The sequence below is a fragment of the Pseudomonas sp. FBCC-B35 genome, assembly GCF_059133755.1.
In genome coordinates this window covers 1129111-1151886 of sequence record NZ_CP101439.1, presented here as the reverse complement: position 1 = coordinate 1151886, position 22776 = coordinate 1129111, and the positions used below count along the sequence as shown (strand labels likewise).

The 22776-nt window shown below is 60.2% G+C and carries 24 protein-coding genes; 14 read left to right on the top strand and 10 right to left on the bottom strand.

Features of this window, described 5'->3' with window-relative positions:
- Nucleotides 1–6: 6 nt before the first annotated feature.
- Both NMB38_RS05120 and dcd read right to left on the bottom strand, forming a co-directional pair.
- The gene (locus NMB38_RS05120; protein ID WP_027915340.1) at nt 7–231 is read right to left on the bottom strand and encodes a hypothetical protein; all 225 of its coding nucleotides are present in this window, start codon (nt 229–231) and stop codon (nt 7–9) included.
- 95 nt (nt 232–326) lie between these two features.
- Nucleotides 327–893 (bottom strand): dCTP deaminase, encoded by a 567-nt coding sequence (dcd, locus tag NMB38_RS05115; protein WP_023535255.1) that lies wholly within the window; start codon nt 891–893, stop codon nt 327–329.
- Between the two features lie 348 nt (nt 894–1241).
- On the opposite strand from dcd, the gene NMB38_RS05110 reads away from it, so the two are divergent.
- A complete protein-coding gene (locus tag NMB38_RS05110) occupies nt 1242–1451 on the top strand; it encodes a cold-shock protein (protein WP_016488765.1) in 210 nt (69 codons plus the stop codon).
- Between the two features lie 183 nt (nt 1452–1634).
- On the opposite strand, the gene apbC is transcribed toward NMB38_RS05110, so the two are convergent.
- Nucleotides 1635–2729, bottom strand: coding sequence for an iron-sulfur cluster carrier protein ApbC (gene apbC, locus NMB38_RS05105; protein ID WP_027915341.1), 1095 nt, complete (start codon nt 2727–2729; stop codon nt 1635–1637).
- Between the two features lie 157 nt (nt 2730–2886).
- Here apbC and metG point away from each other — a divergent pair, with 157 nt between their 5' ends.
- From metG to NMB38_RS05090, 3 genes are all read left to right on the top strand, one after another.
- Nucleotides 2887–4929: a methionine--tRNA ligase gene (metG, locus tag NMB38_RS05100; protein WP_049696461.1), complete on the top strand. Its 2043-nt coding sequence runs from the start codon at nt 2887–2889 to the stop codon at nt 4927–4929.
- Nucleotides 4930–5055: 126 nt separating this feature from the next.
- On the top strand, nt 5056–5694 hold the full coding sequence (gene nth, locus NMB38_RS05095; protein ID WP_028687592.1) for an endonuclease III: 639 nt from the start codon (nt 5056–5058) through the stop codon (nt 5692–5694).
- A 102-nt stretch (nt 5695–5796) separates the two neighbouring features.
- A complete protein-coding gene (locus NMB38_RS05090; protein WP_027915344.1) occupies nt 5797–5973 on the top strand; it encodes a PA3496 family putative envelope integrity protein in 177 nt (58 codons plus the stop codon).
- 108 nt (nt 5974–6081) lie between these two features.
- Here NMB38_RS05090 and NMB38_RS05085 read toward each other — a convergent pair whose 3' ends face one another.
- Nucleotides 6082–6705: a response regulator transcription factor gene (locus NMB38_RS05085; protein WP_023535252.1), complete on the bottom strand. Its 624-nt coding sequence runs from the start codon at nt 6703–6705 to the stop codon at nt 6082–6084.
- A 338-nt stretch (nt 6706–7043) separates the two neighbouring features.
- Here NMB38_RS05085 and NMB38_RS05080 point away from each other — a divergent pair, with 338 nt between their 5' ends.
- Nucleotides 7044–7496 (top strand): hypothetical protein, encoded by a 453-nt coding sequence (locus NMB38_RS05080; protein ID WP_027915345.1) that lies wholly within the window; start codon nt 7044–7046, stop codon nt 7494–7496.
- A gap of 50 nt (nt 7497–7546) precedes the next feature.
- Here NMB38_RS05080 and NMB38_RS05075 read toward each other — a convergent pair whose 3' ends face one another.
- The gene (locus NMB38_RS05075; protein ID WP_023535267.1) at nt 7547–8764 is read right to left on the bottom strand and encodes an argininosuccinate synthase; all 1218 of its coding nucleotides are present in this window, start codon (nt 8762–8764) and stop codon (nt 7547–7549) included.
- A 121-nt stretch (nt 8765–8885) separates the two neighbouring features.
- A complete protein-coding gene (locus NMB38_RS05070) occupies nt 8886–9869 on the bottom strand; it encodes a flagellar protein MotY (RefSeq protein WP_404666150.1) in 984 nt (327 codons plus the stop codon).
- Between the two features lie 129 nt (nt 9870–9998).
- On the opposite strand from NMB38_RS05070, the gene pyrC reads away from it, so the two are divergent.
- Together pyrC and rnt are read left to right on the top strand one after the other, a co-directional pair.
- Nucleotides 9999–11045 carry a dihydroorotase gene (gene pyrC / locus NMB38_RS05065; protein ID WP_049696463.1) on the top strand — a complete coding sequence of 349 codons (1047 nt, stop codon included), beginning with the start codon at nt 9999–10001 and terminating at the stop codon, nt 11043–11045.
- Entirely contained in the window at nt 11042–11710 is a 669-nt protein-coding gene (rnt, locus tag NMB38_RS05060; RefSeq protein WP_027915348.1) for a ribonuclease T, read from the top strand. Before pyrC ends, rnt begins: the two co-directional genes overlap by 4 nt.
- An 88-nt stretch (nt 11711–11798) precedes the next feature.
- Here the strand turns inward: rnt and NMB38_RS05055 are convergent, their stop codons facing one another.
- Entirely contained in the window at nt 11799–12401 is a 603-nt protein-coding gene (locus tag NMB38_RS05055; RefSeq protein ID WP_023535284.1) for a peroxiredoxin, read from the bottom strand.
- A 219-nt stretch (nt 12402–12620) separates the two neighbouring features.
- Here NMB38_RS05055 and NMB38_RS05050 point away from each other — a divergent pair, with 219 nt between their 5' ends.
- Both NMB38_RS05050 and bfr read left to right on the top strand, forming a co-directional pair.
- The gene (locus NMB38_RS05050; RefSeq protein WP_027915349.1) at nt 12621–12839 is read left to right on the top strand and encodes a bacterioferritin-associated ferredoxin; all 219 of its coding nucleotides are present in this window, start codon (nt 12621–12623) and stop codon (nt 12837–12839) included.
- Nucleotides 12840–13037: 198 nt separating this feature from the next.
- Nucleotides 13038–13511 carry a bacterioferritin gene (gene bfr / locus NMB38_RS05045; protein WP_494354912.1) on the top strand — a complete coding sequence of 158 codons (474 nt, stop codon included), beginning with the start codon at nt 13038–13040 and terminating at the stop codon, nt 13509–13511.
- A 53-nt stretch (nt 13512–13564) separates the two neighbouring features.
- On the opposite strand, the gene grxD is transcribed toward bfr, so the two are convergent.
- Both grxD and NMB38_RS05035 read right to left on the bottom strand, forming a co-directional pair.
- Nucleotides 13565–13900, bottom strand: a complete 336-nt coding sequence (gene grxD / locus NMB38_RS05040; protein ID WP_023535214.1) for a Grx4 family monothiol glutaredoxin — start codon at nt 13898–13900, stop codon at nt 13565–13567.
- A gap of 91 nt (nt 13901–13991) precedes the next feature.
- Nucleotides 13992–16100 (bottom strand): molybdopterin-dependent oxidoreductase, encoded by a 2109-nt coding sequence (locus NMB38_RS05035; RefSeq protein WP_494354911.1) that lies wholly within the window; start codon nt 16098–16100, stop codon nt 13992–13994.
- A gap of 369 nt (nt 16101–16469) precedes the next feature.
- On the opposite strand from NMB38_RS05035, the gene argF reads away from it, so the two are divergent.
- On the top strand, nt 16470–17390 hold the full coding sequence (gene argF / locus NMB38_RS05030; RefSeq protein ID WP_023535282.1) for an ornithine carbamoyltransferase: 921 nt from the start codon (nt 16470–16472) through the stop codon (nt 17388–17390).
- The gene (locus NMB38_RS05025; RefSeq protein WP_027915353.1) at nt 17387–18496 is read left to right on the top strand and encodes an ABC transporter ATP-binding protein; all 1110 of its coding nucleotides are present in this window, start codon (nt 17387–17389) and stop codon (nt 18494–18496) included. Before argF ends, NMB38_RS05025 begins: the two co-directional genes overlap by 4 nt.
- A gap of 78 nt (nt 18497–18574) precedes the next feature.
- Here the strand turns inward: NMB38_RS05025 and ybaK are convergent, their stop codons facing one another.
- Entirely contained in the window at nt 18575–19045 is a 471-nt protein-coding gene (gene ybaK, locus NMB38_RS05020; RefSeq protein WP_049696464.1) for a Cys-tRNA(Pro) deacylase, read from the bottom strand.
- 298 nt (nt 19046–19343) lie between these two features.
- Here ybaK and NMB38_RS05015 point away from each other — a divergent pair, with 298 nt between their 5' ends.
- From NMB38_RS05015 to NMB38_RS05005, 3 genes are all read left to right on the top strand, one after another.
- The gene (locus tag NMB38_RS05015) at nt 19344–20192 is read left to right on the top strand and encodes an MIP/aquaporin family protein (protein ID WP_027915355.1); all 849 of its coding nucleotides are present in this window, start codon (nt 19344–19346) and stop codon (nt 20190–20192) included.
- A gap of 48 nt (nt 20193–20240) precedes the next feature.
- Nucleotides 20241–21740, top strand: a complete 1500-nt coding sequence (glpK, locus tag NMB38_RS05010; protein WP_027915356.1) for a glycerol kinase GlpK — start codon at nt 20241–20243, stop codon at nt 21738–21740.
- A 128-nt stretch (nt 21741–21868) separates the two neighbouring features.
- A complete protein-coding gene (locus NMB38_RS05005) occupies nt 21869–22624 on the top strand; it encodes a DeoR/GlpR family transcriptional regulator (protein WP_027915357.1) in 756 nt (251 codons plus the stop codon).
- The last annotated feature ends 152 nt before the right edge of the window (nt 22625–22776 follow it).

Here is a 22776-nt window from a genome sequence, read left to right as displayed (position 1 = left end):
GATGCGTCAGGCCACAGGCGCGGGAGGCGGCTCATCGGGAAGGGTAGGCTCACCGGGTTCCATGGGCGTATCACCCGGCTGGCCGGGCTGCGGCGTGTCCGGATCGGGCTGCCCTGGCACACCGCCAGCATTCATCGGCAATGGGTCAGCCAGCAGTGACCAGGACAGCAGCCCGATGTGATTGGGCTGCAAGCCAGCCAACTTCGCACTGATCGTTGGGTGGAGTTTCATTGGCACCTCCTGACAACAGCCGACCCGCTTTATGCAAATCGGCAGGGTTACAGGTTGGAGTGTCAAAAGGCAGTGAAATTCCCAACGCCTGTCGGTCAGGTACGTGGCAGGGTGACGCCACGCTGGCCCTGATACTTGCCGCCGCGGTCCCGGTAGGACACTTCACATGGCTCGTCCGACTGCAGGAACAGCATCTGCGCCACCCCTTCGTTGGCGTAGATCTTGGCCGGCAACGTGGTGGTGTTGGAGAACTCCAGCGTCACGTGGCCTTCCCATTCAGGCTCCAGCGGGGTCACGTTGACGATGATGCCGCAACGCGCATAGGTGCTCTTGCCCAGGCAGATGGTCAGCACGTCGCGCGGGATGCGGAAGTACTCCACGGTGCGTGCCAGTGCAAAGGAGTTGGGCGGGATGATGCACACGTCGCTCTTGATGTCGACGAAGCTGCCGGCATCGAAGTTCTTCGGGTCGACGGTGGCCGAGTTGATATTGGTAAAGACCTTGAATTCGTCGGCGCAGCGCACGTCGTAGCCGTAGCTCGAAACGCCGAAAGAGATGACCCGGTTATCCTGTTCGCCACGCACCTGGCGCTCGACGAACGGCTCGATCATGCCGTGTTCCTGCGCCATGCGGCGAATCCACTTGTCCGATTTGATGCTCATGGCGGGATGTCCTGAAGAGTCTGCAAGGTAAAGATAGACGCGCATCTTACCGGTCCCGGCGCGCTCTTCAAAGTTCCATCCGGCGTTTGCCGCCCGCTGCCGCTACAGTGCCCGCAAGGCGTGGCTTGCAGCTGCCGTCGATCTCTTTTCGGGTAAAGAGGCGTCTGGCCATTGGCAGCTTGGGCAAAGTGGGGTAAGGTGTTGCCACTGTGCTGCACGTGACACCGAGAATCTCTAGTTTGATGCACGATCCTGATCGGCCCATCGCTGAATTTTCTGCTCTCTTTGCGCTCAGTCCCGGGCGGGGTTTTTCCTGACCGAAATCAAATTGTCCAAGGAGACAGAAAAATGTCCAATCGTCAAAGCGGTACCGTCAAGTGGTTCAACGATGAGAAAGGCTACGGCTTCATCACCCCTCAGTCGGGCGACGACCTGTTCGTGCACTTCAAAGCCATCCAAGCTGACGGCTTCAAAACCCTGAAAGAAGGCCAGGCTGTTACTTTCGTCGCTACCCGCGGCCAGAAAGGTATGCAGGCTGAAGAAGTTCAGATCGCCTAAGTCGATCGAGCTTTCTAGCTTTCAAAAAAACCCGCTTCGGCGGGTTTTTTTTATGCCTGTCATTTCGCCAGAAGGCGCCAGAGCATGCTGGCCGTGGTCAAGGCTCCCGTTAAACATGGATCGGCCTCCAACAACCACGGCCCGTCAGCACGAGCGACTCACCGAGCCGCCCTCCGATCTTGATCAGTCTTCGCTGATAGTGATGCTCGGCATCGCTGGCGCTGCCGCTTCACGCAGTACGATACGCGCCCCTACTTTGCGTGCCAGCTCCTGGTACACCATGGCGATCTGGCTCTCGGGCTCGGCGATAGCCGTAGGCTTGCCGTTGTCGGCCTGCTCGCGAATCAACATCGAAAGCGGCAACGAAGCCAGCAGATCGACGCCGTACTGGCTGGCGAGTTTCTCACCGCCACCTTCGCCGAACAGGTGCTCAGCATGGCCGCAATTGGAGCAGATGTGTACGGCCATGTTCTCGACCACGCCCAACACCGGTATGTTGACCTTGCGGAACATTTCCACGCCTTTTCTGGCATCGAGCAGCGCCAGGTCCTGCGGCGTGGTCACGATGACCGAACCTGCAACCGGCACTTTCTGCGCCAGCGTCAGCTGGATGTCGCCAGTGCCAGGCGGCATGTCGATGACCAGGTAATCGAGATCATTCCACGCCGTCTGGGTTACCAACTGCAGCAGCGCACCCGAAACCATGGGGCCGCGCCAGACCATGGGGGTATTGTCATCGGTCAGGAATGCCATCGACATCACTTCGACCCCATGGGCCTGGATAGGCACGAACCATTTCTGATCACGAATCTGCGGCCGAGTACCTTCGGGGATGCCGAACATCACACCTTGGCTGGGGCCATAGATATCCGCATCGAGAATGCCAACGCGCGCACCCTCGCGGGCCAGTGCCAGCGCCAGATTGGCGGCAGTGGTGGATTTGCCTACACCGCCCTTGCCCGATGCCACGGCGATGACGTTCTTGACGTTGGCCATACCGGGCACCTGAGCCTGGCCCTTGTGGGCCGCGATCACGCACTCGATGTTCACCTGGGCGTGGGTCACCCCCTCAAGGTTACCGATCGCAGTTTCCAGCACCTGCGCCCAGCCTTGCTTGAACAGGCCTGCGGCGTAGCCGAGCTGCATCTGTACGCTGACACGCCCATTCTGGATTTCGATGGCACTCACGCAACCGGCAGTGACCGGATCCTGCTCGAGATAGGGGTCGGTGTACTGGCGAAGCACGGCTTCGATGGCGGCGCGATTGAGGGCACTCATGGACACTCCCGTTGGCAAACTGAATGTAAAACAAGCGCCTATCCTAACCCGTCAACCGTCAGCAGATGCGTACGCGGGGTGAAATATATTCGTCAGCCCTTTATAGTGGCCGATCATCCTCATTTTCACCCGTCGCCAGATAAGTAGCCGAGCCACCATGTCCGAGCCACGTCAGATTCTCGTCACCAGCGCCTTGCCCTATGCCAATGGATCGATCCATCTTGGCCATATGCTCGAGTACATCCAGACAGACATGTGGGTCCGCTTTCAAAAGCTGCGCGGCAATCAGTGCATCTATGTCTGCGCCGATGATGCACACGGCTCGGCCATCATGCTGCGGGCCGAGAAGGAAGGCATCACGCCAGAGCAACTGATCGCCAACGTACAAGCTGAGCACAGCGCCGACTTTGCTGACTTCCTGGTGGACTTCGATAATTTCCACTCCACCCACAGCGAAGAAAACCGTGAGCTGTCGGGCATGATCTATACCCGACTGCGCGAGGCGGGGCACATCTCTACCCGCTCGGTGACCCAATACTTCGACCCTGAAAAGGGCATGTTCCTGGCAGACCGCTTCATCAAAGGCACCTGCCCGAAGTGCGCGGCCGAAGACCAGTATGGCGATAACTGCGAAAAATGCGGCGCGACCTATGCACCGACCGAATTGAAAGACCCCAAGTCTGCCATTTCAGGTGCTACACCGGTGCTGCGCGACTCCCAGCACTTCTTCTTCAAACTGCCCGACTTCCAGGCCATGCTCCAGCAGTGGACGCGCAGCGGAACGTTGCAGGACGCCGTGGCCAACAAGCTCGCCGAATGGCTGGATGCCGGTCTGCAGGAGTGGGATATCTCCCGCGATGCGCCCTACTTCGGTTTCGAGATCCCTGGCGAGCCTGGCAAGTACTTCTACGTCTGGCTGGACGCGCCAATCGGTTACATGGCGAGCTTCAAGAACCTGTGCGCGCGCCGCCCGGACCTGGACTTCGACGCCTTCTGGAACCAAGGCTCCACCGCCGAGCTTTACCACTTCATCGGCAAGGACATCGTCAACTTCCACGCCCTGTTCTGGCCCGCCATGCTCGAAGGTGCGGGCTTGCGCAAGCCGACCGCGGTCAACGTGCACGGCTACCTCACCGTCAACGGTGCGAAGATGTCCAAGTCGCGGGGCACGTTCATCAAGGCCCGTACCTACCTCGACCATCTGCAACCCGAATACCTGCGCTACTACTACGCAGCCAAGCTTGGTCGCGGGGTCGATGACCTGGACCTGAATCTCGAAGACTTCGTGCAGAAGGTCAACTCCGACCTGGTGGGCAAGGTGGTCAACATCGCCAGCCGGTGTGCCGGGTTCATCCACAAAGGCAATGGCGGCGTGATGGTGCCCGGTGATGCGGCGCCAGAGCTGACAGAAGCCTTCCAGGCAGCTGCGCCGTCCATCGCCGAGGCCTACGAGGGCCGCGACTTCGCACGCGCCATGCGCGAGATCATGGCACTGGCCGACCGTGCCAATGCCTGGATCGCCGACAAGGCGCCCTGGTCGCTGGCCAAGCAGGAGGGCAAGCAGGATGAAGTGCAAGCCATTTGCGCTCAGGGCATCAACCTGTTCCGCCAACTGGTGATTTTCCTCAAGCCTGTGCTGCCCGTGCTGGCGGCCGATGCCGAGGCCTTCCTGAATGTCGCATCGTTGACCTGGGACGATCACCGCTCTCGCCTGGAAAATCACACGCTCAACCCGTTCAAGGCCCTGCTCAGCCGCATCGAGCCTGCCAAGGTGCAAGACATGATCGCGGCCAGCAAGGAAGACCTGCTGGCCGCCGAGGAGCCCAAGGCACCTGTCGGTAATGGCGAGCTGCACAAGGACCCGCTGTCGGCGGAAGTCGACTTCGATACCTTTGCCGCTGTCGACCTGCGCGTGGCATTGATCGTCAAGGCCGAAGCCGTACCGGGTGCTGACAAGCTGCTGCAATTGACCCTGGACATCGGTGATGAACGCCGTAACGTTTTCTCCGGCATCAAGTCTGCCTACCCTGATCCCGCCCAGCTCGAAGGCCGGCTGACCATGATGGTCGCCAACCTCAAGCCACGCAAAATGCGTTTTGGCGTCTCTGAAGGGATGGTGATGGCCGCTGGCCCTGGCGGTGAAGAAATCTACTTGCTCAGCCCCGACAGCGGCGCCAAGCCCGGTCAGCGCATCAAGTGACCCACAAGCGGAGCCTGCATTGGGCTCCGCCTTGCGACAATGGCGCGCAGCCACGGGCTGCTGCGCTTTGCCTAGAGCAGGCGCGTCCAAGTGACTGCTCACGTTCTCCAGGAACGCTGCCAATTCATGAATGCCGTCAAACGTCGAGAAATCTTCCGTCGACTGCACGAAGACAACCCGACACCCAAAACCGAGCTGGCTTACACCACACCGTTCGAGCTGCTGGTAGCCGTGACCCTCTCCGCTCAGTCCACCGATGTCGGTGTGAACAAGGCGACAGCGCGGCTTTTTCCAGTCGCCAATACCCCTGAGGCTATCTACGCGCTGGGTGTCGACGGACTGAGCCAGTACATCAAGACCATTGGGCTCTACAACAGCAAGGCCAAGAACGTCATCGCGGCCTGTCGTCTGCTCATTGAGCGGCACGGCGGCCAGGTGCCGGACACGCGCGAGGCCCTCGAAGCCTTGCCGGGCGTGGGCCGCAAGACAGCCAACGTAGTGCTCAATACGGCGTTTGGCCAACCGGCGATGGCTGTGGATACCCATATCTTCCGCGTCAGCAATCGCACAGGCATCGCCCCGGGCAAGACGGTGCTGGAGGTGGAAAAAAAACTGCTCAAGTTCGTCCCCAAGGATTACTTGCTCGACGCACACCATTGGCTGATCTTGCATGGCCGCTATGTCTGTCAGGCCCGTAAGCCCAGATGCGGCAGTTGCCGAATCGAGGACCTGTGCGAATACAAGCACAAGACCACTGATGATTGAAGCAATAGTAAAAACACTGCGCTTCGATTGAAAAAATCTTTTTTACCAGCGCTCACTTTATGGTTATAAGGTCGGCCATTGGCCCTTGCCGTGGAGCGACTCATGAGCACTGATAAAGACGACCTCGCGATTGAAGATGATTTTGTGACAGCTGAAGAAGAGGTCGAGCCGCACGTGGAACCGGCGAAAACCAATTTGAGCAAGCGTCGCACCATCGACAATCTGCTGGAAGAACGTCGATTGCAGAAGCAACTGGCCGATTTCGATTACGACCTCTAGAGAGGTGGTTGCTGGCGGGCCTTCGATGGCCCCGTTCCCTCCCCTGACTGCGCCGTTCAGGGCCTCGAATTCGGCGCAGAGCTCCCCTGGAGGAGGCTCTGCATACCATCAGTTCAACCCCTGTCGCTGCGCCAGCTCGATCAGGTCCACCAATGACCGAGCGTTTAGCTTGAGCAGCAGCCGAGACTTGTAAGTACTGACCGTCTTGTTGCTCAAGTACATGCTGTCGGCGATTTCCTTGTTCGAACGGCCCCGCGCCAATTGCTGAAGCACCGTCATCTCCCTTGCCGAAAGGCGATTGACCATTTCCGCTTCACTGCCGCCGCTGCGCCCTCGCGAGGCGTGCAGCGCCTGGTTGGGAAAGTAGCTATAGCCCGATAGCACGGCTTTGATCGCGCTGAGCAGTTCGGTCAGTTCCTGTTGCTTGCACACGTACCCTGCCGCCCCTGCCTGCATGCACCGCATCGAGAAGTTGCCGGGTGCCTGGGAGGTCAGTACGAGCACTTTGCTGCATGGGCTGGAACTGGCCATGCGGCCGATGACTTCGAGGCCGTCGAGCTTGGGTATGCCGATGTCCAGCACGACGATATCGGGAAGATGTTGCCGAGTCAGTTGCAGCGCGGCCACTCCGTTGTCCGTTTCAGCGACGACATCGTACCCATGCCGCTCCATCAGCATGCGTACGGCCAGACGTATCACAGGGTGATCATCCACGATAAGCACTTTGTTCATGCGATATCCATTCATTGCTATTGCATTGGCAGGCTACGATAACCGAGAGAAGAACTCATGGCGCGGCGTTTTCGCCTAGAAACGGACGTACAGACACGGATTACTAAACTTACGGAAGTTTCCTACACACAATATGAAGAGTTGTTACAAGCTAATTATAAAAAAGCGGATAACACTCCCCGGGATGACAACTACCGAAACTTTCACATCAACCGCGGACAACGGTTTTCATTAAGCTTCGAACGCTAGCCAGGCGCAGCCGCGGCATGGAAACAGTGCAGGGTTTAGCTGAGCAAGATCCTAGGCTATAGATGTAACGAAAGCGCAGGAGAAGGCCCATGAATCAAGCACAACCCGTTGCTCCGCTGACAATTGTCGCCATCTTTGCTGGGATAATCGAAGCCTCCGCCCTGGCTACCTTGCCTTTTCTCAGCGAAGCCAGCCAGACGCTTTACACGTGGTTCCTGGTTGGTTTTCCCTTCTTTCTGACCGCTTTGTTCTTCCTGACGCTGAACTTCAATTACAAGTCCTTCTATACGCCTGCTGGATCGCGCACTGAAGCTGTGGACAGTGCGCAGAGTGCCCGCAAGATCACCTCCACGACCACGCCAAGCGCAATCGCGCATGGGGAGCCGATGACCTTCATGTTCAGTGGGCCAGAGGCAAGTCAGTTGATGGAAAAGGAGTTATTGCAAGCGCTCGCACAAGCGCCTGAGCCGGCTCGCACCTGGCAGTTCTGCAATGTGCCGAGGGGCCAGTGTGTCCGGCTTTCAGTCAGCCCGCTGGAGTAAAGACAAAAAACCCGGCACTAGGCCGGGTTCGTGCAGAGCGGCTTGCTGCATCAGAGCAACGAACGGCCCTTGTTCGCAGCGATGCGCATACGCAGCGCATTGAGCTTGATGAAGCCCGCCGCGTCTTCCTGGTTGTAGGCACCGCCGTCTTCTTCGAAGGTGGCGATGTTGGCATCGAACAGCGAGTCGTCGGACTTGCGGCCGACTACGGTAACGTTGCCCTTGTAGAGCTTCAGACGCACGACACCGTTCACATTGACCTGGGAGGCGTCGATCATCTGCTGGAGCATGACGCGCTCCGGGCTCCACCAGTAACCGGTGTAGATCAGGCTGGCGTACTTGGGCATCAGCTCGTCTTTGAGGTGAGCGACTTCGCGGTCCAGGGTGATCGACTCGATGGCGCGGTGCGCCCTGAGCATGATGGTGCCGCCAGGGGTTTCGTAGCAGCCACGCGATTTCATGCCCACGTAGCGGTTTTCGACGATGTCCAGTCGACCGATGCCGTTGGCGCCGCCGATGCGGTTCAAATCAGCCAGGACAGTGGCCGGGCTCTTCTCTACACCGTCGATCGCGACGATGTCGCCGTTGCGGTAGGTCAGTTCCAGGTAGGTTGCCTGGTCCGGGGCGTTTTCGGGCGAAACGCTCCAGCGCCACATGTCTTCTTCGTGCTCGGTCCAGGTATCTTCCAGCACACCGCCTTCATAGGAGATGTGCAGCAGGTTGGCGTCCATCGAGTAAGGGGACTTCTTCTTGCCATGACGCTCGATCGGGATACCGTGCTTCTCGGCGTAGTCCATCAGCTTCTCGCGCGAGAGCAGGTCCCATTCACGCCATGGCGCGATGACCTTGACGCCAGGCTTGAGGGCATAAGCGCCCAGTTCGAACCGAACCTGGTCGTTGCCTTTGCCGGTAGCGCCGTGGGAGATGGCGTCGGCACCGGTTTCGTTGGCGATTTCGATCAGACGCTTGGCGATCAGCGGACGGGCGATGGAAGTACCCAGCAGGTACTCGCCTTCATATACGGTGTTGGCGCGGAACATCGGGAACACGAAATCACGCACGAATTCTTCGCGCAGGTCGTCGATGTAGATCTCTTTGACGCCCATTGCCTGAGCCTTGGCGCGCGCCGGCTCGACCTCTTCGCCCTGCCCCAGGTCGGCGGTGAACGTCACCACTTCGCAGTTGTAGGTATCTTGCAGCCACTTGAGAATCACCGAAGTATCAAGGCCGCCGGAATACGCCAGTACGACCTTTTTTACGTCCGCCATGCCATCACTCCACGGGGTTGTACGGAAAAGGCCCGATTCTAACGGCGTTGAGGCTCAATTTATAGAGGCGCGACAGCTTCTGACGACAAAGCGACAAGAATTGTCGATGGCGCGACGGCCGCTACTTGGCCATGGCGGGTTTGCCTTGGGCCGGCGTCGTGGTACCCGCAGCCTGCGCGGGAGCAGCGGGAGCAGCGGGAGCAGCGGGAGCAGCGGGCGCCTCGGCGACCTTTTGTGTGAGCTGCGCCTGGACAGGGCCTCGCTCTAGCTCGATGTTGACCCGCCGGTTACGGGCCCGATTGCCGGCGTTGTTGTTCTTGGCCAGCGGGTAACGCTCGCCGTGGAAACGCACGGTTATCTGACTTTCAGGCACGCCGTGGGCCATGAGGTAATCGGCGACCGCCAGGGCTCGCCGGCGGGACACGTCGCGGTTGGTCAACCGGTTGCCGCTGTTGTCGGAATGCCCGTCCAAGGCCACCTGATTGACGCTGGGGTCGGCCTTCATGTACTCAAGCAGCACATCCAGTCGGGCCTTGGCAGCCTGATCCAGCACGATGCCGCCACCCGGGAAGCCCACCTGGGTCTGGCGTACCTGGTCGTAGTTCATGGGCAGCAGCTTGCTGGCGCAGGCCTGGTAGTCGCTGTAGGCCTTGGCGAAACTGACCGGCAGTACGCGCACTTCCATTGCCCTGCCCCCCTCCCCGGTGTAATTGCGCACCACGGCGCTGCGGCCATCGAGCAGGCCATTGATCAACCGACTGGCCTGGCCTTGGGATGAGTTGAACAGCACGCCGGTGCGCGCCATGCGCACATTGCCCAGGTTGATGTCCCCGCGCCCAGGTTGCCAGGGTGCTGCTGCCGCCAGCAAGGTGGCACCGCCGGCGCCGAGCGCATTGGTCTGTGAGCGCAGGCGAAACACCGGTTGCTCACCGGCACGACGCACGAATTCGCCGCTTCCGAAACCGTCTATCGGCTGGGTCAGCCGGCATTCGAACGCGTCGCCCTCCACCGTCCAGGCAATGCTTTCCATGCGCGTCTGAAACGTCAACGCGCCGGCCGGCAAGCTGGCAAACACGATAAACAAGGCTAGGTAACGCTGGCGCACGGCGGGCTCCACATAATTCGACACTCACCTTTACGCTATCGGGCAGTCGCGGGAAAACTTGATACCTGTGCTCTGGAGGGGCTTTTCCGGTAGCATTGCGGCTTGAGTTCGACCCGCCTGGAATCCTCAATGTCCGATCGCCTGACCCTCCTGCGCCCCGACGACTGGCACATCCATCTGCGTGATGGTGCCGTCCTGCCCCACACCGTTGGTGATGTGGCGCGCACTTTCGCCCGTGCCATCATCATGCCCAACCTGGTGCCGCCGGTGCGCAATGCCGCCGAAGCCGGGGCCTATCGTGACCGTATCCTGGCTGCTCGCCCGGCTGGCAGTCGGTTTGAGCCGTTGATGGTGCTGTATCTCACCGACCGCACCAGCGCGCAAGACATCCGAGATGCCAAGGCCAGCGGTATCGTGCATGCCGCCAAGCTCTACCCGGCAGGCGCCACCACCAATTCCGATTCTGGTGTGACCAGCATCGACAACATCTTCCCCGCTATCGAGGCGCTGGCTGAAGTCGGCATGCCGTTGCTGGTGCACGGCGAAGTCACGCGCAGCGAGATCGACGTGTTCGACCGTGAAAAGCGCTTCATCGATGAGCACATGCGCCGCCTGGTCGAGCGTTTCACCACGCTCAAGGTAGTCTTCGAGCACATTACCACCAGCGATGCGGCCCAGTTCGTGACCGAAGCTTCGGCCAACGTTGGCGCCACCATCACGGCGCAGCACTTGCTGTACAACCGCAACCATATGCTGGTGGGCGGAATACGACCCCATTTCTATTGCCTGCCCATTCTCAAGCGCAACACGCATCAGGTGGCGTTGCTCGACGCCGCCACCAGCGGTAACCCGAAATTCTTCCTCGGCACCGACTCGGCTCCCCACGCTCGCCACGCCAAGGAAGCGGCGTGTGGATGCGCTGGCTGCTATACCGCGTACGCGGCCATCGAACTCTATGCAGAGGCGTTCGAACAACGCAACGCGCTGGACAAGCTCGAAGGCTTTGCCAGCCTGCACGGCCCTGCGTTCTACGGCCTGCCGGCCAACACCGACACCATCACCCTGGTTCGTGATCAGTGGACGGCCCCAGAGAGCCTGCCCTTCGGTGAGCAAACCGTGATCCCGCTGCGCGCCGGGGAAACACTGCGCTGGCGCCTGCTGGAGGAACACGCGTGAGCGAAGACCTGTACGAAGACGAACTTGAATCCTCCGGCAGCGGTGGTCACCGCCATCCGATGGCAGAACGCTTCCGGGGTTACCTGCCAGTGGTGGTGGATGTGGAGACTGGCGGCTTCAACAGCGCCACTGACGCCTTGCTGGAAATTGCTGCCGTCACCATTGGCATGGACGAAAAGGGTTTCCTGTTCCCCGAACATACCTATTTTCACCGGGTGGAGCCCTTCGAAGGCGCCAACATCGAGGCCGCCGCGCTGGAGTTCACCGGCATCAAGCTCGACCATCCGTTGCGCATGGCAGTAAGCGAAGAAACGGCCCTGACGGATATCTTCCGAGGCATCCGCAAGGCGCTCAAGGCCAATGGCTGCAAGCGCGCTATTCTGGTGGGCCACAACAGCAGTTTCGATTTGGGTTTCCTCAACGCGGCGGTAGCGCGCAACGACCTCAAGCGTAACCCGTTCCACCCGTTCTCAAGCTTCGACACGGCCACCCTGGCAGGGCTCGCTTATGGGCAAACCGTACTGGCTCGCGCCTGCCAGAGCGCCGACATCGATTTCGATGGTCGCGAGGCCCACTCGGCGCGCTACGACACCGAAAAAACGGCTGAGCTGTTCTGCGGTATCGTCAATCGCTGGAAAGACATGGGCGGCTGGCGCCAGGATTGATCCGCGCGTTCCAGGTTCAGGTCAGCCCCATGCGGCTGGCCAAAAAAAACCGGCCATGAGGGCCGGTTTTTTTGTGCGCGACGCGGGCTTACAGCTTGCCGGCGTTCTCGCTCAGGTAGGCAGCAACGCCTTCTGGCGATGCGTTCATGCCCTTGTCGCCTTTTTTCCAGTTGGCAGGGCAGACTTCGCCGTGCTCTTCGTGGAACTGCAGGGCGTCGACCAGGCGCAGCAGCTCGTCCATGTTACGGCCCAGCGGCAGATCGTTGATGATCTGCGAGCGCACGACACCGTTGGTGTCGATCAGGAAGGCGCCACGGAAGGCCACGCCGCCTTCGGACTCCACGTCGTAGGCCTTGCAGATTTCATGGGTCATGTCGGCAGCCAGGGTGTACTTGACCGGGCCGATGCCGCCATTGTTGACGGGGGTGTTGCGCCATGCGTTGTGGGTGAAGTGCGAGTCGATCGATACGCCGATCACTTCAACGTTGCGCGCCTGGAAGTCAGGAATGCGGTTGTCCAGGGCAATCAGCTCGGACGGGCAAACGAAGGTGAAGTCCAGCGGGTAGAAGAACACCAGGCCGTACTTGCCCTTGATGGCCGAGGCCAGGTTGAAGCTGTCGACGATCTCGCCGCTGCCCAGTACGGCAGGTACGGTGAAATCGGGGGCTTTCTTGCCAACGAGTACGCTCATTGTTATCTCCTGATGTGAGTGAAGAACCATTGCCAGGCCGAGTCGCCGACCCGACATGCAGCAAAGGTTGACCATCATACACAGGTTACGATGGCAGGCCGAATGCTGAGCGCACGACCGCTGGTCAGCCGGGCCGAATGCCTTCTGAAACCACTTTGACAAGCATTCTCATTCACATTAAGCTCCAATCCATCGAACCCGCCAGCGATGGTCAGCCCTATGTATGTGTGTCTTTGTGTCGGCGTCACCGACGGACAGATCCGCGATGCGATCTATGAAGGATGCTGCAGCTACAAGGAAGTCCGAGCCGCCACCAATGTCGCCAGCCAGTGTGGCAAGTGCGCTTGCCTGGCCAAGGAAGTGGTGCGCGAGACACTGACCAAACTTCAGGTCAGCCAGGCCGCCCTGCCCTATCCGGTAGAATTCACCACTGCCTGATACCCAGATTGACAAAAACCGGACCCTGTGTCCGGTTTTTTTTCGCTTTAATTCAACAAGTTAGCGCGCCAACGCGGTTCACAAACATTCTTATTCCTATTAATTTTCATTTATTATTCAATTACTTAGGTTTGACAGGCCTGAGCATCAGGCTCAAACTTCCCTGCATTGGCACACTTCGACAGGGCAGGAACCCCAATGAAAGGCGACATCAGCGTCATCCAGCATCTCAACAAGATCCTCGGAAACGAGCTGGTCGCAATCAACCAGTACTTCCTGCATGCCCGCATGTACGAAGATTGGGGCCTGAACAAGCTCGGCAAGCACGAGTACAAAGAATCCATCGGCGAAATGAAGCACGCTGACAAATTGATCAAGCGTATTCTGTTTCTCGAAGGTATCCCTAACGTTCAGGACCTGGGCAAGCTGCTGATTGGCGAGCACACCAAGGAGATGCTCGAATGCGACCTGCGAATCGAGCAGAAAGGCCTGATCGACCTGAAGGCGGCCATTGCCCACTGCGAAACAGTGGGTGACTTTGGTTCGCGTGACGTCCTCGAAGATATTCTGGAGTCCGAAGAAGAGCATATCGACTGGCTGGAAACCCAGCTGGGCTTGATCGACAAGATCGGTATCGAAAATTACCTGCAGTCGCAGATGGGCGAAGAATAAGACGCCCCTACAAAAAAACCCGCCAATGGCGGGTTTTTTTATGAGCGCAGTGTTTACGCTTCGGCAGCCTTCGCCTTGGCGGCGGCATCCTTGATCAGGGTCTGCAGCTCACCCTTTTCGAACATTTCCAGCACGATGTCGCTGCCACCGACCAGCTCACCACCGACCCACAGCTGGGGGAAGGTTGGCCAGTTGGCATATTTGGGCAGGTTGGCGCGGATTTCCGGGTTCTGCAGGATGTCGACGTAGGCGAACTTCTCGCCGCAACCCATCACTGCCTGGGAGGCACGGGCCGAAAAGCCGCACTGCGGCGCATTCGGCGAGCCCTTCATGTAAAGCAGAATGGTGTTGTTGGCAATCTGCTCTTTGATCGTTTCGATGATATCCATGTAGCACCTCGGCTTGACTTTCCGACACGGGCGTCGGCACGGTGACGCATTGTAACGGAAAGCCGAGCAGCATGCTCGGCCTTGCCAAGGCTCAAGCGGCTTCGACGTACACCGGAACGCCGTTGAGCGCAGCATTGCCACAGACCGAGTCACGCAGCAGCTCGTCAGTAAGATCATTGGCGCTGACGCCGGGCTGCGCCTGGGCAGTCTGAAGGCGCACACCCTGACGGTCATGCCCGAAGCCATGGGGCAGGCTTACCACCCCGGGCATCATGCTTTCGCATGCCTGCACCTGCACCTGCACCGCCCCTGCTCGCGAGCGCACCCTGACCTGCTGGCCATCCTGCAGTTGGCGCTGACGCAGGTCATCAGGGTGCATCAACAAGTGATGGCGCGGTTTACCTTTCACCAGCCTGTGATAATTGTGCATCCAGGAATTGTTGCTGCGTACGTGCCGCCGCCCGATGAGCAGCAGTTGCCCGGTTTCTGGCGGCGCCTGCCGGGCCAGACGCTGTAGATCATCAAGCAGCAGGCGCGGCGCTGCCTCGACGGTTTTGCTCGCAGTGCCCAGGCGATGTGCAAGGTTGGCCTGCAAGGGGCCCAGGTCCAACCCGTGCGGGTGTGCATCGAGGGTCTGGAGTGACAGCTGCCAGGGCGTCGCCTGCCCATAACGCCCGCTGCGCAAGGCTTTGTCGATCATCTGCGCTGGCGCTACGGTCGGCGACAGTTCACGCCCGGCGCGTCGCGCATACGCCTTGGCCAGGCCGACGAAGATTTCCCAGTCGTGCAGGGCGCCATCGGGCCTGGGCAGAATCGCTCGGTTGAACCGGCTCACATTGCGAACTGCCAGCAAGTTGAAGGTGGTGTCGTAGTGATCGTTTTCCAGGGCTGAAGTCGATGGCAGGATCAGATCGGCATGGCGCGTGGTTTCGTTGATGTACAGGTCAATGCTGAGCATGAAATCGAGCCCCGACAGTGCGCTGTCCAATTGCCGCCCGTTGGGCGTGGACAGCACGGGATTGCCCGCGACCGTGACCAAAGCCCGGACCTGCCCCTCACCCGGGGCCAGCATCTCCTCGGCAAGCGCCACTACCGGCAGTTCCCCGGCATATTCGGGCAGGCCGGACACCCGACTCTGCCAGACGTTGAAGTGACCACCCGACGTGCTCGCCACCACGTCCACCGCAGGTTCGGTACACAGTGCCCCGCCCTTGCGATCAAGGTTACCGGTGACCAGGTTGATCATCTGTACCAGCCAGTGACAGAGGGTGCCGAACACCTGGGTCGATACCCCCATGCGGCCGTAACAGACCGCCTTGTCCGCCGCGGCGAAATCACGCGCCAACTGACGAATGTCCTGCGCCGGGATGCCGCACAGGCTGCTCATGGCCTCGGCTGTCATGGGAGCCAGGGCGGCGCGGACATCGGTCAGCCCTGTAATCGGCAGATGCGAGCCGCGCGTCAGGCCTTCTTCGAACAACGTGTTGAGCAGCCCGCACAACAAGGCCGCGTCGCCGCCGGGGCGAATGAATAGATGACTGTCTGCGATCGCCGCAGTTTCACTGCGCCGCGGGTCGATCACCACCAGACGTCCACCCCTGGCTTGCAAGGCCTTGAGGCGTTTCTCCACATCGGGGACAGTCATGATGCTGCCGTTGGAGGCCAACGGGTTGCCGCCCAGCACCAGCATGAAGTCCGTGTGATCGATGTCCGGAATCGGCAGGAGCAGCCCATGGCCATACATCAGGTGGCTGATCAGGTGCTGAGGCAGTTGGTCCACAGACGTGGCAGAAAAGCGATTGCGGGTTTTCAACAGCCCTAAAAAGTAGTTGCCATGGGTCATCAACCCATAGTTGTGCACACTCGGGTTGCCTTGATACACGGCAACCGCATTGTTGCCGTGGGCCTGCTGCACGTCCCACAGGCGCTCGGCGGCGAGGTCAAATGCCTCCTCCCACCCAATCGCCTGCCACTGCTCGCCCACGCGCCGGTGGGGTTGGCGCAGCCGATCAGGATCATTCTGGATATCCTGCAGCGCCACCGCCTTGGGGCAGACATGCCCCCGGCTGAAAGGGTCCTGAGGGTCGCCCTTGATGGACTCGATCCGGGCAGGTTCGCCAGGCGCGTGGCTCACCACGATGTTCAAACCACAAATGGCTTCACACAGGTGACAGGCGCGGTGGTGCAGGGTACGGGTCATGGCCGCATGCCTCGTTGTCTTGATGGCTCGACTATGAACTGTGCCCTGCGCAGGGGCCAGCGTGCTTCGTGGTGTGAATTGGCCTTTATCACCCACACGGCAGACCCAGCCCGTTTGCCAATGCACCCTCAAGCCGTGTACAAACAGCCGTAGCAAATAAAACACAGCAATACAGTGCCCTGCGAAACCCCTTGCAACAGCGCCGGGGGCGCCAAGTGGTTTCACCCCTTGGTTTCAGGCGACATTTAATTATAGTATTGCGCCTTTCCCTATTCGTCCGCCCCGTGCGGCTTACGCCGCAGGTCACCGCCGTTGTCAAAAAAAACCGCACGGTCGGCCTGCATACTGTTGCAGATAAGGTAGTCAATCATGAGCGCTAGGCACTTTCTCTCCCTGCTGGACTTCACCACCGACGAATTGCTCGGGGTGATCCGCCGCGGCATCGAGCTGAAGGACCTGCGCAAGCGCGGCGTGCTGTTCGAGCCGCTCAAAAGCCGTGTGCTGGGCATGATCTTCGAAAAATCTTCGACCCGCACCCGCGTGTCCTTCGAAGCCGGGATGATCCAGCTTGGCGGCCAGGCCATCTTCCTGTCCCCACGCGACACCCAGCTGGGGCGAGGCGAGCCAATCGGCGACAGCGCCATCGTCTTGTCGAGCATGCTCGACGTGGTGATGATACGGACCCACGCCCACAGCACCCTGACCGACTTTGCCGCCAAGTCCCGCGTACCGGTGATCAATGCCCTGTCGGACGAGTCGCACCCGTGTCAGCTTCTGGCCGACATGCAGACGTTTCTCGAGCACCGGGGGGCGATCGAGGGCAAGACCGTCGCCTGGATTGGCGATGGCTTCAACATGTGCAACTCCTACATCGAAGCGGCCCGGCAGTTCGGTTTCCAGCTGCGCATCGCCTGCCCCGAGGGGTATGAGCCCGATCCCCGGTTCATGGCCATCGGCGCTGAGCACGTGCAGATCGTGCGCGATCCCCGCGAAGCGGTAAAAGGCGCCCACCTGGTGACCACCGATGTCTGGACTTCCATGGGTCAGGAAGAGGAAACTGCTCGTCGCCTGGCGCATTTCGCGCCGTACCAGGTCACCCGCGACATGCTCGACCTGGCAGCACCTGACGTCTTGTTCATGCATTGCCTGCCCGCCCACCGCGGCGAGGAAATCAGCCATGATCTGCTTGATGACCCCCGTTCGGTCGCCTGGGATCAAGCTGAGAACCGCCTGCATGCACAAAAGGCACTTCTCGAATTTCTCGTCGAACCGGCTTACCACCACGCATGAGTCAACCTCTACTGCTCAACCTGCGCAACCTTGCCTGCGGCTACGGCGACCAGCGCATCGTCCAGAACCTGAATCTGCATCTGAATGCAGGCGACATTGGCTGCCTGCTTGGCTCGTCCGGCTGCGGCAAGACCACGACCTTGCGCGCCATCGCGGGTTTCGAGTCGGTGCACGAAGGCGAAATCCAACTGGCCGGCAACGTCATTTCCAAGGCGGGGTTTACCCTGGCGCCGGAGAAGCGTCGCATTGGCATGGTGTTCCAGGACTACGCCCTGTTCCCCCATCTGACGGTGGCGCAGAACATCGCCTTCGGTATCGCCAAGCACCCACGCCAAGCTGCGGTCATCGACGAGATGCTCGACCTGGTCAAGTTGGGTGGGTTGGGTGGCCGTTACCCCCACGAGTTGTCCGGCGGCCAGCAGCAGCGGGTCGCACTGGCACGGGCGTTGGCCCCAGAGCCGCAATTGCTGCTTTTGGACGAGCCGTTTTCCAATCTTGACGTGGAGCTTCGTCGCAGGCTCAGCCATGAGGTGCGGGACATCCTCAAGCAGCGCGGCACCAGCGCCATTCTGGTCACCCATGACCAGGAAGAAGCGTTCGCTGTCAGCGACCAGGTTGGGGTGTTCAAGGAGGGCCGGCTTGAGCAGTGGGATACGCCCTACAACCTGTACCACGAGCCGCAGACACCTTTCGTGGCCAGTTTCATCGGCCAGGGCTATTTCATCCGTGGCCAGATGACCAGCGTGGAAGCCGTCAGCACCGAACTGGGCGAGCTGCGAGGCAACCGTGCCTATCGCATGGCGCAGGGCAGCTCGGTGGATGTGTTGCTGCGCCCGGATGATATCGTGCACGCTCCCGAAAGCCCGTTGCGCGCTGTCATCGTGGCCAAGAGCTTTCTAGGCGCCTCAACGCTGTATCGCCTGCAACTCCCCACAGGCAGCCAGCTCGAAGCGATCTTCACCAGCCATGTGGATCGTCAGCCAGGCGAAGAGGTGGGCATTGCGGTAAAAGCCGACCACCTGGTGGTGTTCCCGGTGCCAGGTAGCATCGCTACCCAGACGGTGCAGCAGGCAACAGGGGTTCGTCGCCACAGCGGGCCAAACTGACCAGGCCCGGGCTCCGTCTTGAGCGGACGCGCTACCGGCTCGATCCGAGCGGGTAGCGAGGGTGAATGGGCGCTGGCATCACGTTCTGCCGATACTGGCAAAGGTGCCCTGAGTATGCTCGGCCAAAGTCGTTGCCGCCAGTTCTACCTCCAGCCCACGTCGTCCAGCACTCACATGGATGGTCGCAAAACGCTGCGCCGCCTCGTCGATGAAGGTGCGCAGACGCTTCTTCTGCCCTAAGGGGCTGATCCCACCTACCAGGTAACCCGTTGCTCGCTGCGCCTTGACCGGATCGGCCATCTCGCACTTTTTGACGCCCGCCGCATGCGCCAAGGCCTTGAGATCGAGCGTACCCACCACAGGCACCACCGCCACCAGCAGCTCTCCTTTTTCGCTACAGGCCAGCAGCGTCTTGAACACCTGCTGTGGGTCCAGGCCGAGCTTATCTGCAGCTTCCAGCCCATAGGACGCTGTCTTGGGATCATGCTCGTAGCTGTGAACGTGATAGTGCGCGTGATGCTTTTTCAACAGATCCAGAGCGGGTGTCATACGAAGTTCCGGTGTAAGACAGATCGGCAGCTACTTTAGGTCAATTCCTACATCCCAGCCAATAAGCCCAAGCGCCCCGCTCTACAAAGGGGCGTCACGCTGGCGGCGGTTGCCCAAAACGTGACTGACCGTTCACTTTCGACCTTTGACATCAGCGTTTCTTGTCTATATTTTTTCGTTTCTGAATACCGGGGGTGCACCTTCACGGTGCATCTCATACCCGCCCAGGACCATCCGGAAGGTCCGGGCCTTGCTGTCGAGCCCCGCGCGACTCACAACAAAAACAACGAGGTCATACATGACAATTGCCCAAGGCCAACCCACGCTGTCCAGCCAGTGCCTGGCCGAATTTCTCGGTACTGCGCTGCTGATCTTCTTCGGTACCGGCTGCGTCGCCGCGCTCAAGGTCGCAGGCGCAAGCTTCGGACTCTGGGAAATCAGCATCATTTGGGGGGTGGGGGTCAGCATGAGTATCTACCTCACCGCAGGGATCTCCGGTGCCCACCTGAACCCTGCCGTCAGCATCGCGCTGACCCTGTTCGCCGGCTTCGAGCGGCGCAAGCTGCCTTTCTACATACTAGCCCAAGTGTGCGGTGCCTTCTGCGGCGCGGCACTGGTCTACACCCTCTACAGCAGCCTGTTCTTCGATTTCGAACAAGCGCACACCCTGCTGCGCGGTAGTGAATCCAGCCTGGAACTGGCGGCGGTGTTCTCGACCTACCCACACCCCTCCCTGTCCACGGCGCAAGCGCTGCTGGTTGAGGTGGTCATCACGGCGATCCTCATGGCCGTCATCATGGCCCTGACCGACGACAACAACGGCCTGCCACGCGGCGCGATGGCGCCGCTGCTGATCGGCCTGCTGATCGCGGTGATTGGCAGTGCCATGGGGCCGTTGACCGGCTTTGCCATGAACCCGGCACGCGATCTGGGCCCGAAAATCATGACGTTCCTGGCAGGCTGGGGCGAAATCGCCTTTACCGGCGGCCGGGATGTGCCTTACTTCCTGGTGCCGATATTCGGCCCTATCATCGGCGCCTGCCTGGGTGCTGCCACCTATCGTGGCTTGATTGCCCGCAACCTGCCTGCACCAGCGCCCACGCCCGCGACAGGCGACGGTCGCCAAGGCGATACGCAAATCAGTTGAGCACGGCAGCCAGACCCGCCACGACCCCTATTTTGCAAGGCCAACACCATGACAGACACTCAGGACAAGCAATACATCATCGCCCTGGACCAGGGCACCACCAGTTCGCGTGCGATCATCTTCGACCGTGACGCCAATGTGGTCGGCACCTCACAGCGTGAGTTCGTGCAGCATTATCCGCAGGCAGGCTGGGTCGAGCACGACCCCATGGAAATCTTTGCCACCCAGAGTGCGACCATGGTCGAGGCACTGGCCCAGGCTGGCATCAGCCATGCCCAGGTCGCGGCCCTGGGTATCACCAACCAGCGCGAGACGACCGTCGTCTGGGACAAGGAAACAGGCCGCCCGGTGTACAATGCCATCGTCTGGCAATGCCGGCGCAGCACCGAAATCTGCGCCCAGCTCAAGCGCGACGGCTTTGAGGACTACATTCGTGAAACCACGGGCCTGGTCACCGACCCGTACTTTTCCGGTACCAAGCTCAAGTGGATCCTGGACAATGTCGACGGCGCCCGGGAACGCGCCGAACGTGGCGAGCTGCTGTTCGGCACCGTCGATACCTGGCTGATCTGGAAGTTTTCCGGCGGCAAGGTGCATGTCACCGACTACACCAATGCCTCGCGAACCCTCATGTTCAACATCCACACGCTGCAGTGGGATGAAAAACTGCTCGACATCCTGGGCATTCCTGCGCAAATGCTGCCAGAAGTGCGCTCCTCCTCCGAGGTCTATGGGCACACCAAAAGTGGCATCGCCATCGCCGGCATTGCCGGGGACCAGCAATCGGCACTGTTCGGGCAGATGTGCGTGGAACCGGGGCAGGCGAAGAACACCTACGGCACCGGTTGCTTCCTGTTGATGAACACGGGCGACAAGGCCGTCACGTCATCCCATGGCCTGCTGACCACCATTGCCTGTGGCCCGCGCGGTGAAGTGGCCTATGCCCTGGAAGGGGCCGTGTTCAACGGTGGCTCCACGGTCCAGTGGCTGCGTGATGAGCTGAAGATCGTCAATGACGCGTTGGATACCGAGTACTTCGCCAGCAAGGTAAAGGACAGCAATGGCGTCTACCTGGTGCCTGCCTTCACCGGCCTCGGCGCCCCCTACTGGGACCCTTATGCCCGCGGTGCGCTATTTGGCCTGACCCGTGGCGTCAAGGTGGATCACATCATCCGCGCAGCATTGGAGTCCATCGCCTACCAGACCCGCGACGTGCTCGATGCCATGCAGCAGGACTGCGGCCAGCGCCTGTCCGAACTGCGCGTCGACGGCGGCGCCGTGGCCAACAATTTCCTCATGCAGTTCCAGGCCGATATCCTCGGCACGTGTGTCGAGCGCCCCAAGATGCGTGAAACCACGGCGCTGGGTGCAGCCTACCTGGCGGGCCTGGCTTGCGGTTTCTGGAGCAGTCTGGACGAGCTGCGCAACAAGGCGATCATCGAGCGGGAGTTCAGCCCGCAACTGGATGAAACGCAGAAAGAGAAATTGTACGGCGGCTGGAAAAAAGCCGTCGATCGCACCCGCGATTGGGAAGATCACGACGCCTGATCGCTTTAGGCAACGGCGCAGTCCGCTCCCAGGTCTGCGCCGGATCCACCCTTCGGACGCCACGCTGGTCGTCATCCCCGTCCTACGGCATCATTGCAGCATTTGTCAGGCTGCTCCGAAGGACGTCCATGAATTTGCCTCCACGCCAACAACAAATCCTCGAACTGGTCCGCGACCGCGGCTATGTCAGTATCGAGGAAATGGCGCAGCTGTTCGTCGTTACCCCGCAGACGATCCGCCGCGACATCAACCAACTGGCAGAGCTCGACCTGTTGCGCCGGTACCACGGGGGCGCAGCCTACGATTCAAGCGTCGAAAACACCGCCTATGCCATGCGCGCCGACCAGATGCGTGATGAAAAGCAGCGCATCGCCGAGGCTGTCGCGCGGCAGGTGCCCGATCATGCCTCGCTGTTCATCAATATCGGGACCACCACCGAATCCATCGCCCGCGCTTTGCTCAACCACAGCCAACTGAAGGTCATTACCAACAACCTGCACGTCGCCTCCATCCTGGCGGCCAAGGATGACTTCGAGGTGCTGGTGGCGGGCGGCACCGTGCGCCGTGACGGCGGTGTCGTAGGCCAGGCGAGTGTGGACTTCATCAATCAGTTCAAGGTCGATTACGCCCTGGTCGGCATCAGCGGCATCGATGAAGACGGGAGCCTGCTGGATTTCGACTATCAGGAAGTGCGCGTGTCCCAGGCGATCATCGCCAATGCTCGGCAGGTGATTCTGGCTGCGGACTCCAGCAAGTTCGGGCGCAATGCCATGGTGCGCCTGGGGGCCATCAGCCTGGTCGACTGCCTGGTGACTGACCAGGCACCGACCCCTGCCCTGGTCCAACTGCTCAATGACCACAAGGTACGTGTCGAAGTGGTTTAGAAGGTCGGCGCCGGCGCTGTGAGCATGGGCGTGGCACAGGCGCCCGACACCCGCTGACTTTTTCGTTAATGTTCATTTGCTTGTCACCTGATCAGTATTTTCTATGAATACGGACTGGCGAGTCGCCTGCGCTTGCGCTAGTATTTTCGGAA

Excerpts from the sequence above, each read along its gene's own strand:
- NMB38_RS05120 (WP_027915340.1), bottom strand. The coding sequence starts at position 231 with ATGAAACTCCACCCAACGATCAGTGCGAAGTTGGCTGGCTTGCAGCCC.
- dcd (WP_023535255.1), bottom strand. The coding sequence starts at position 893 with ATGAGCATCAAATCGGACAAGTGGATTCGCCGCATGGCGCAGGAACAC.
- NMB38_RS05110 (WP_016488765.1), top strand. The coding sequence starts at position 1,242 with ATGTCCAATCGTCAAAGCGGTACCGTCAAGTGGTTCAACGATGAGAAA.
- apbC (WP_027915341.1), bottom strand. The coding sequence starts at position 2,729 with ATGAGTGCCCTCAATCGCGCCGCCATCGAAGCCGTGCTTCGCCAGTAC.
- metG (WP_049696461.1), top strand. The coding sequence starts at position 2,887 with ATGTCCGAGCCACGTCAGATTCTCGTCACCAGCGCCTTGCCCTATGCC.
- nth (WP_028687592.1), top strand. The coding sequence starts at position 5,056 with ATGAATGCCGTCAAACGTCGAGAAATCTTCCGTCGACTGCACGAAGAC.
- NMB38_RS05090 (WP_027915344.1), top strand. The coding sequence starts at position 5,797 with ATGAGCACTGATAAAGACGACCTCGCGATTGAAGATGATTTTGTGACA.
- NMB38_RS05085 (WP_023535252.1), bottom strand. The coding sequence starts at position 6,705 with ATGAACAAAGTGCTTATCGTGGATGATCACCCTGTGATACGTCTGGCC.
- NMB38_RS05080 (WP_027915345.1), top strand. The coding sequence starts at position 7,044 with ATGAATCAAGCACAACCCGTTGCTCCGCTGACAATTGTCGCCATCTTT.
- NMB38_RS05075 (WP_023535267.1), bottom strand. The coding sequence starts at position 8,764 with ATGGCGGACGTAAAAAAGGTCGTACTGGCGTATTCCGGCGGCCTTGAT.
- pyrC (WP_049696463.1), top strand. The coding sequence starts at position 9,999 with ATGTCCGATCGCCTGACCCTCCTGCGCCCCGACGACTGGCACATCCAT.
- NMB38_RS05055 (WP_023535284.1), bottom strand. The coding sequence starts at position 12,401 with ATGAGCGTACTCGTTGGCAAGAAAGCCCCCGATTTCACCGTACCTGCC.
- NMB38_RS05050 (WP_027915349.1), top strand. The coding sequence starts at position 12,621 with ATGTATGTGTGTCTTTGTGTCGGCGTCACCGACGGACAGATCCGCGAT.
- bfr (WP_494354912.1), top strand. The coding sequence starts at position 13,038 with ATGAAAGGCGACATCAGCGTCATCCAGCATCTCAACAAGATCCTCGGA.
- grxD (WP_023535214.1), bottom strand. The coding sequence starts at position 13,900 with ATGGATATCATCGAAACGATCAAAGAGCAGATTGCCAACAACACCATT.
- NMB38_RS05035 (WP_494354911.1), bottom strand. The coding sequence starts at position 16,100 with ATGACCCGTACCCTGCACCACCGCGCCTGTCACCTGTGTGAAGCCATT.
- argF (WP_023535282.1), top strand. The coding sequence starts at position 16,470 with ATGAGCGCTAGGCACTTTCTCTCCCTGCTGGACTTCACCACCGACGAA.
- NMB38_RS05025 (WP_027915353.1), top strand. The coding sequence starts at position 17,387 with ATGAGTCAACCTCTACTGCTCAACCTGCGCAACCTTGCCTGCGGCTAC.
- ybaK (WP_049696464.1), bottom strand. The coding sequence starts at position 19,045 with ATGACACCCGCTCTGGATCTGTTGAAAAAGCATCACGCGCACTATCAC.
- NMB38_RS05015 (WP_027915355.1), top strand. The coding sequence starts at position 19,344 with ATGACAATTGCCCAAGGCCAACCCACGCTGTCCAGCCAGTGCCTGGCC.
- glpK (WP_027915356.1), top strand. The coding sequence starts at position 20,241 with ATGACAGACACTCAGGACAAGCAATACATCATCGCCCTGGACCAGGGC.
- NMB38_RS05005 (WP_027915357.1), top strand. The coding sequence starts at position 21,869 with ATGAATTTGCCTCCACGCCAACAACAAATCCTCGAACTGGTCCGCGAC.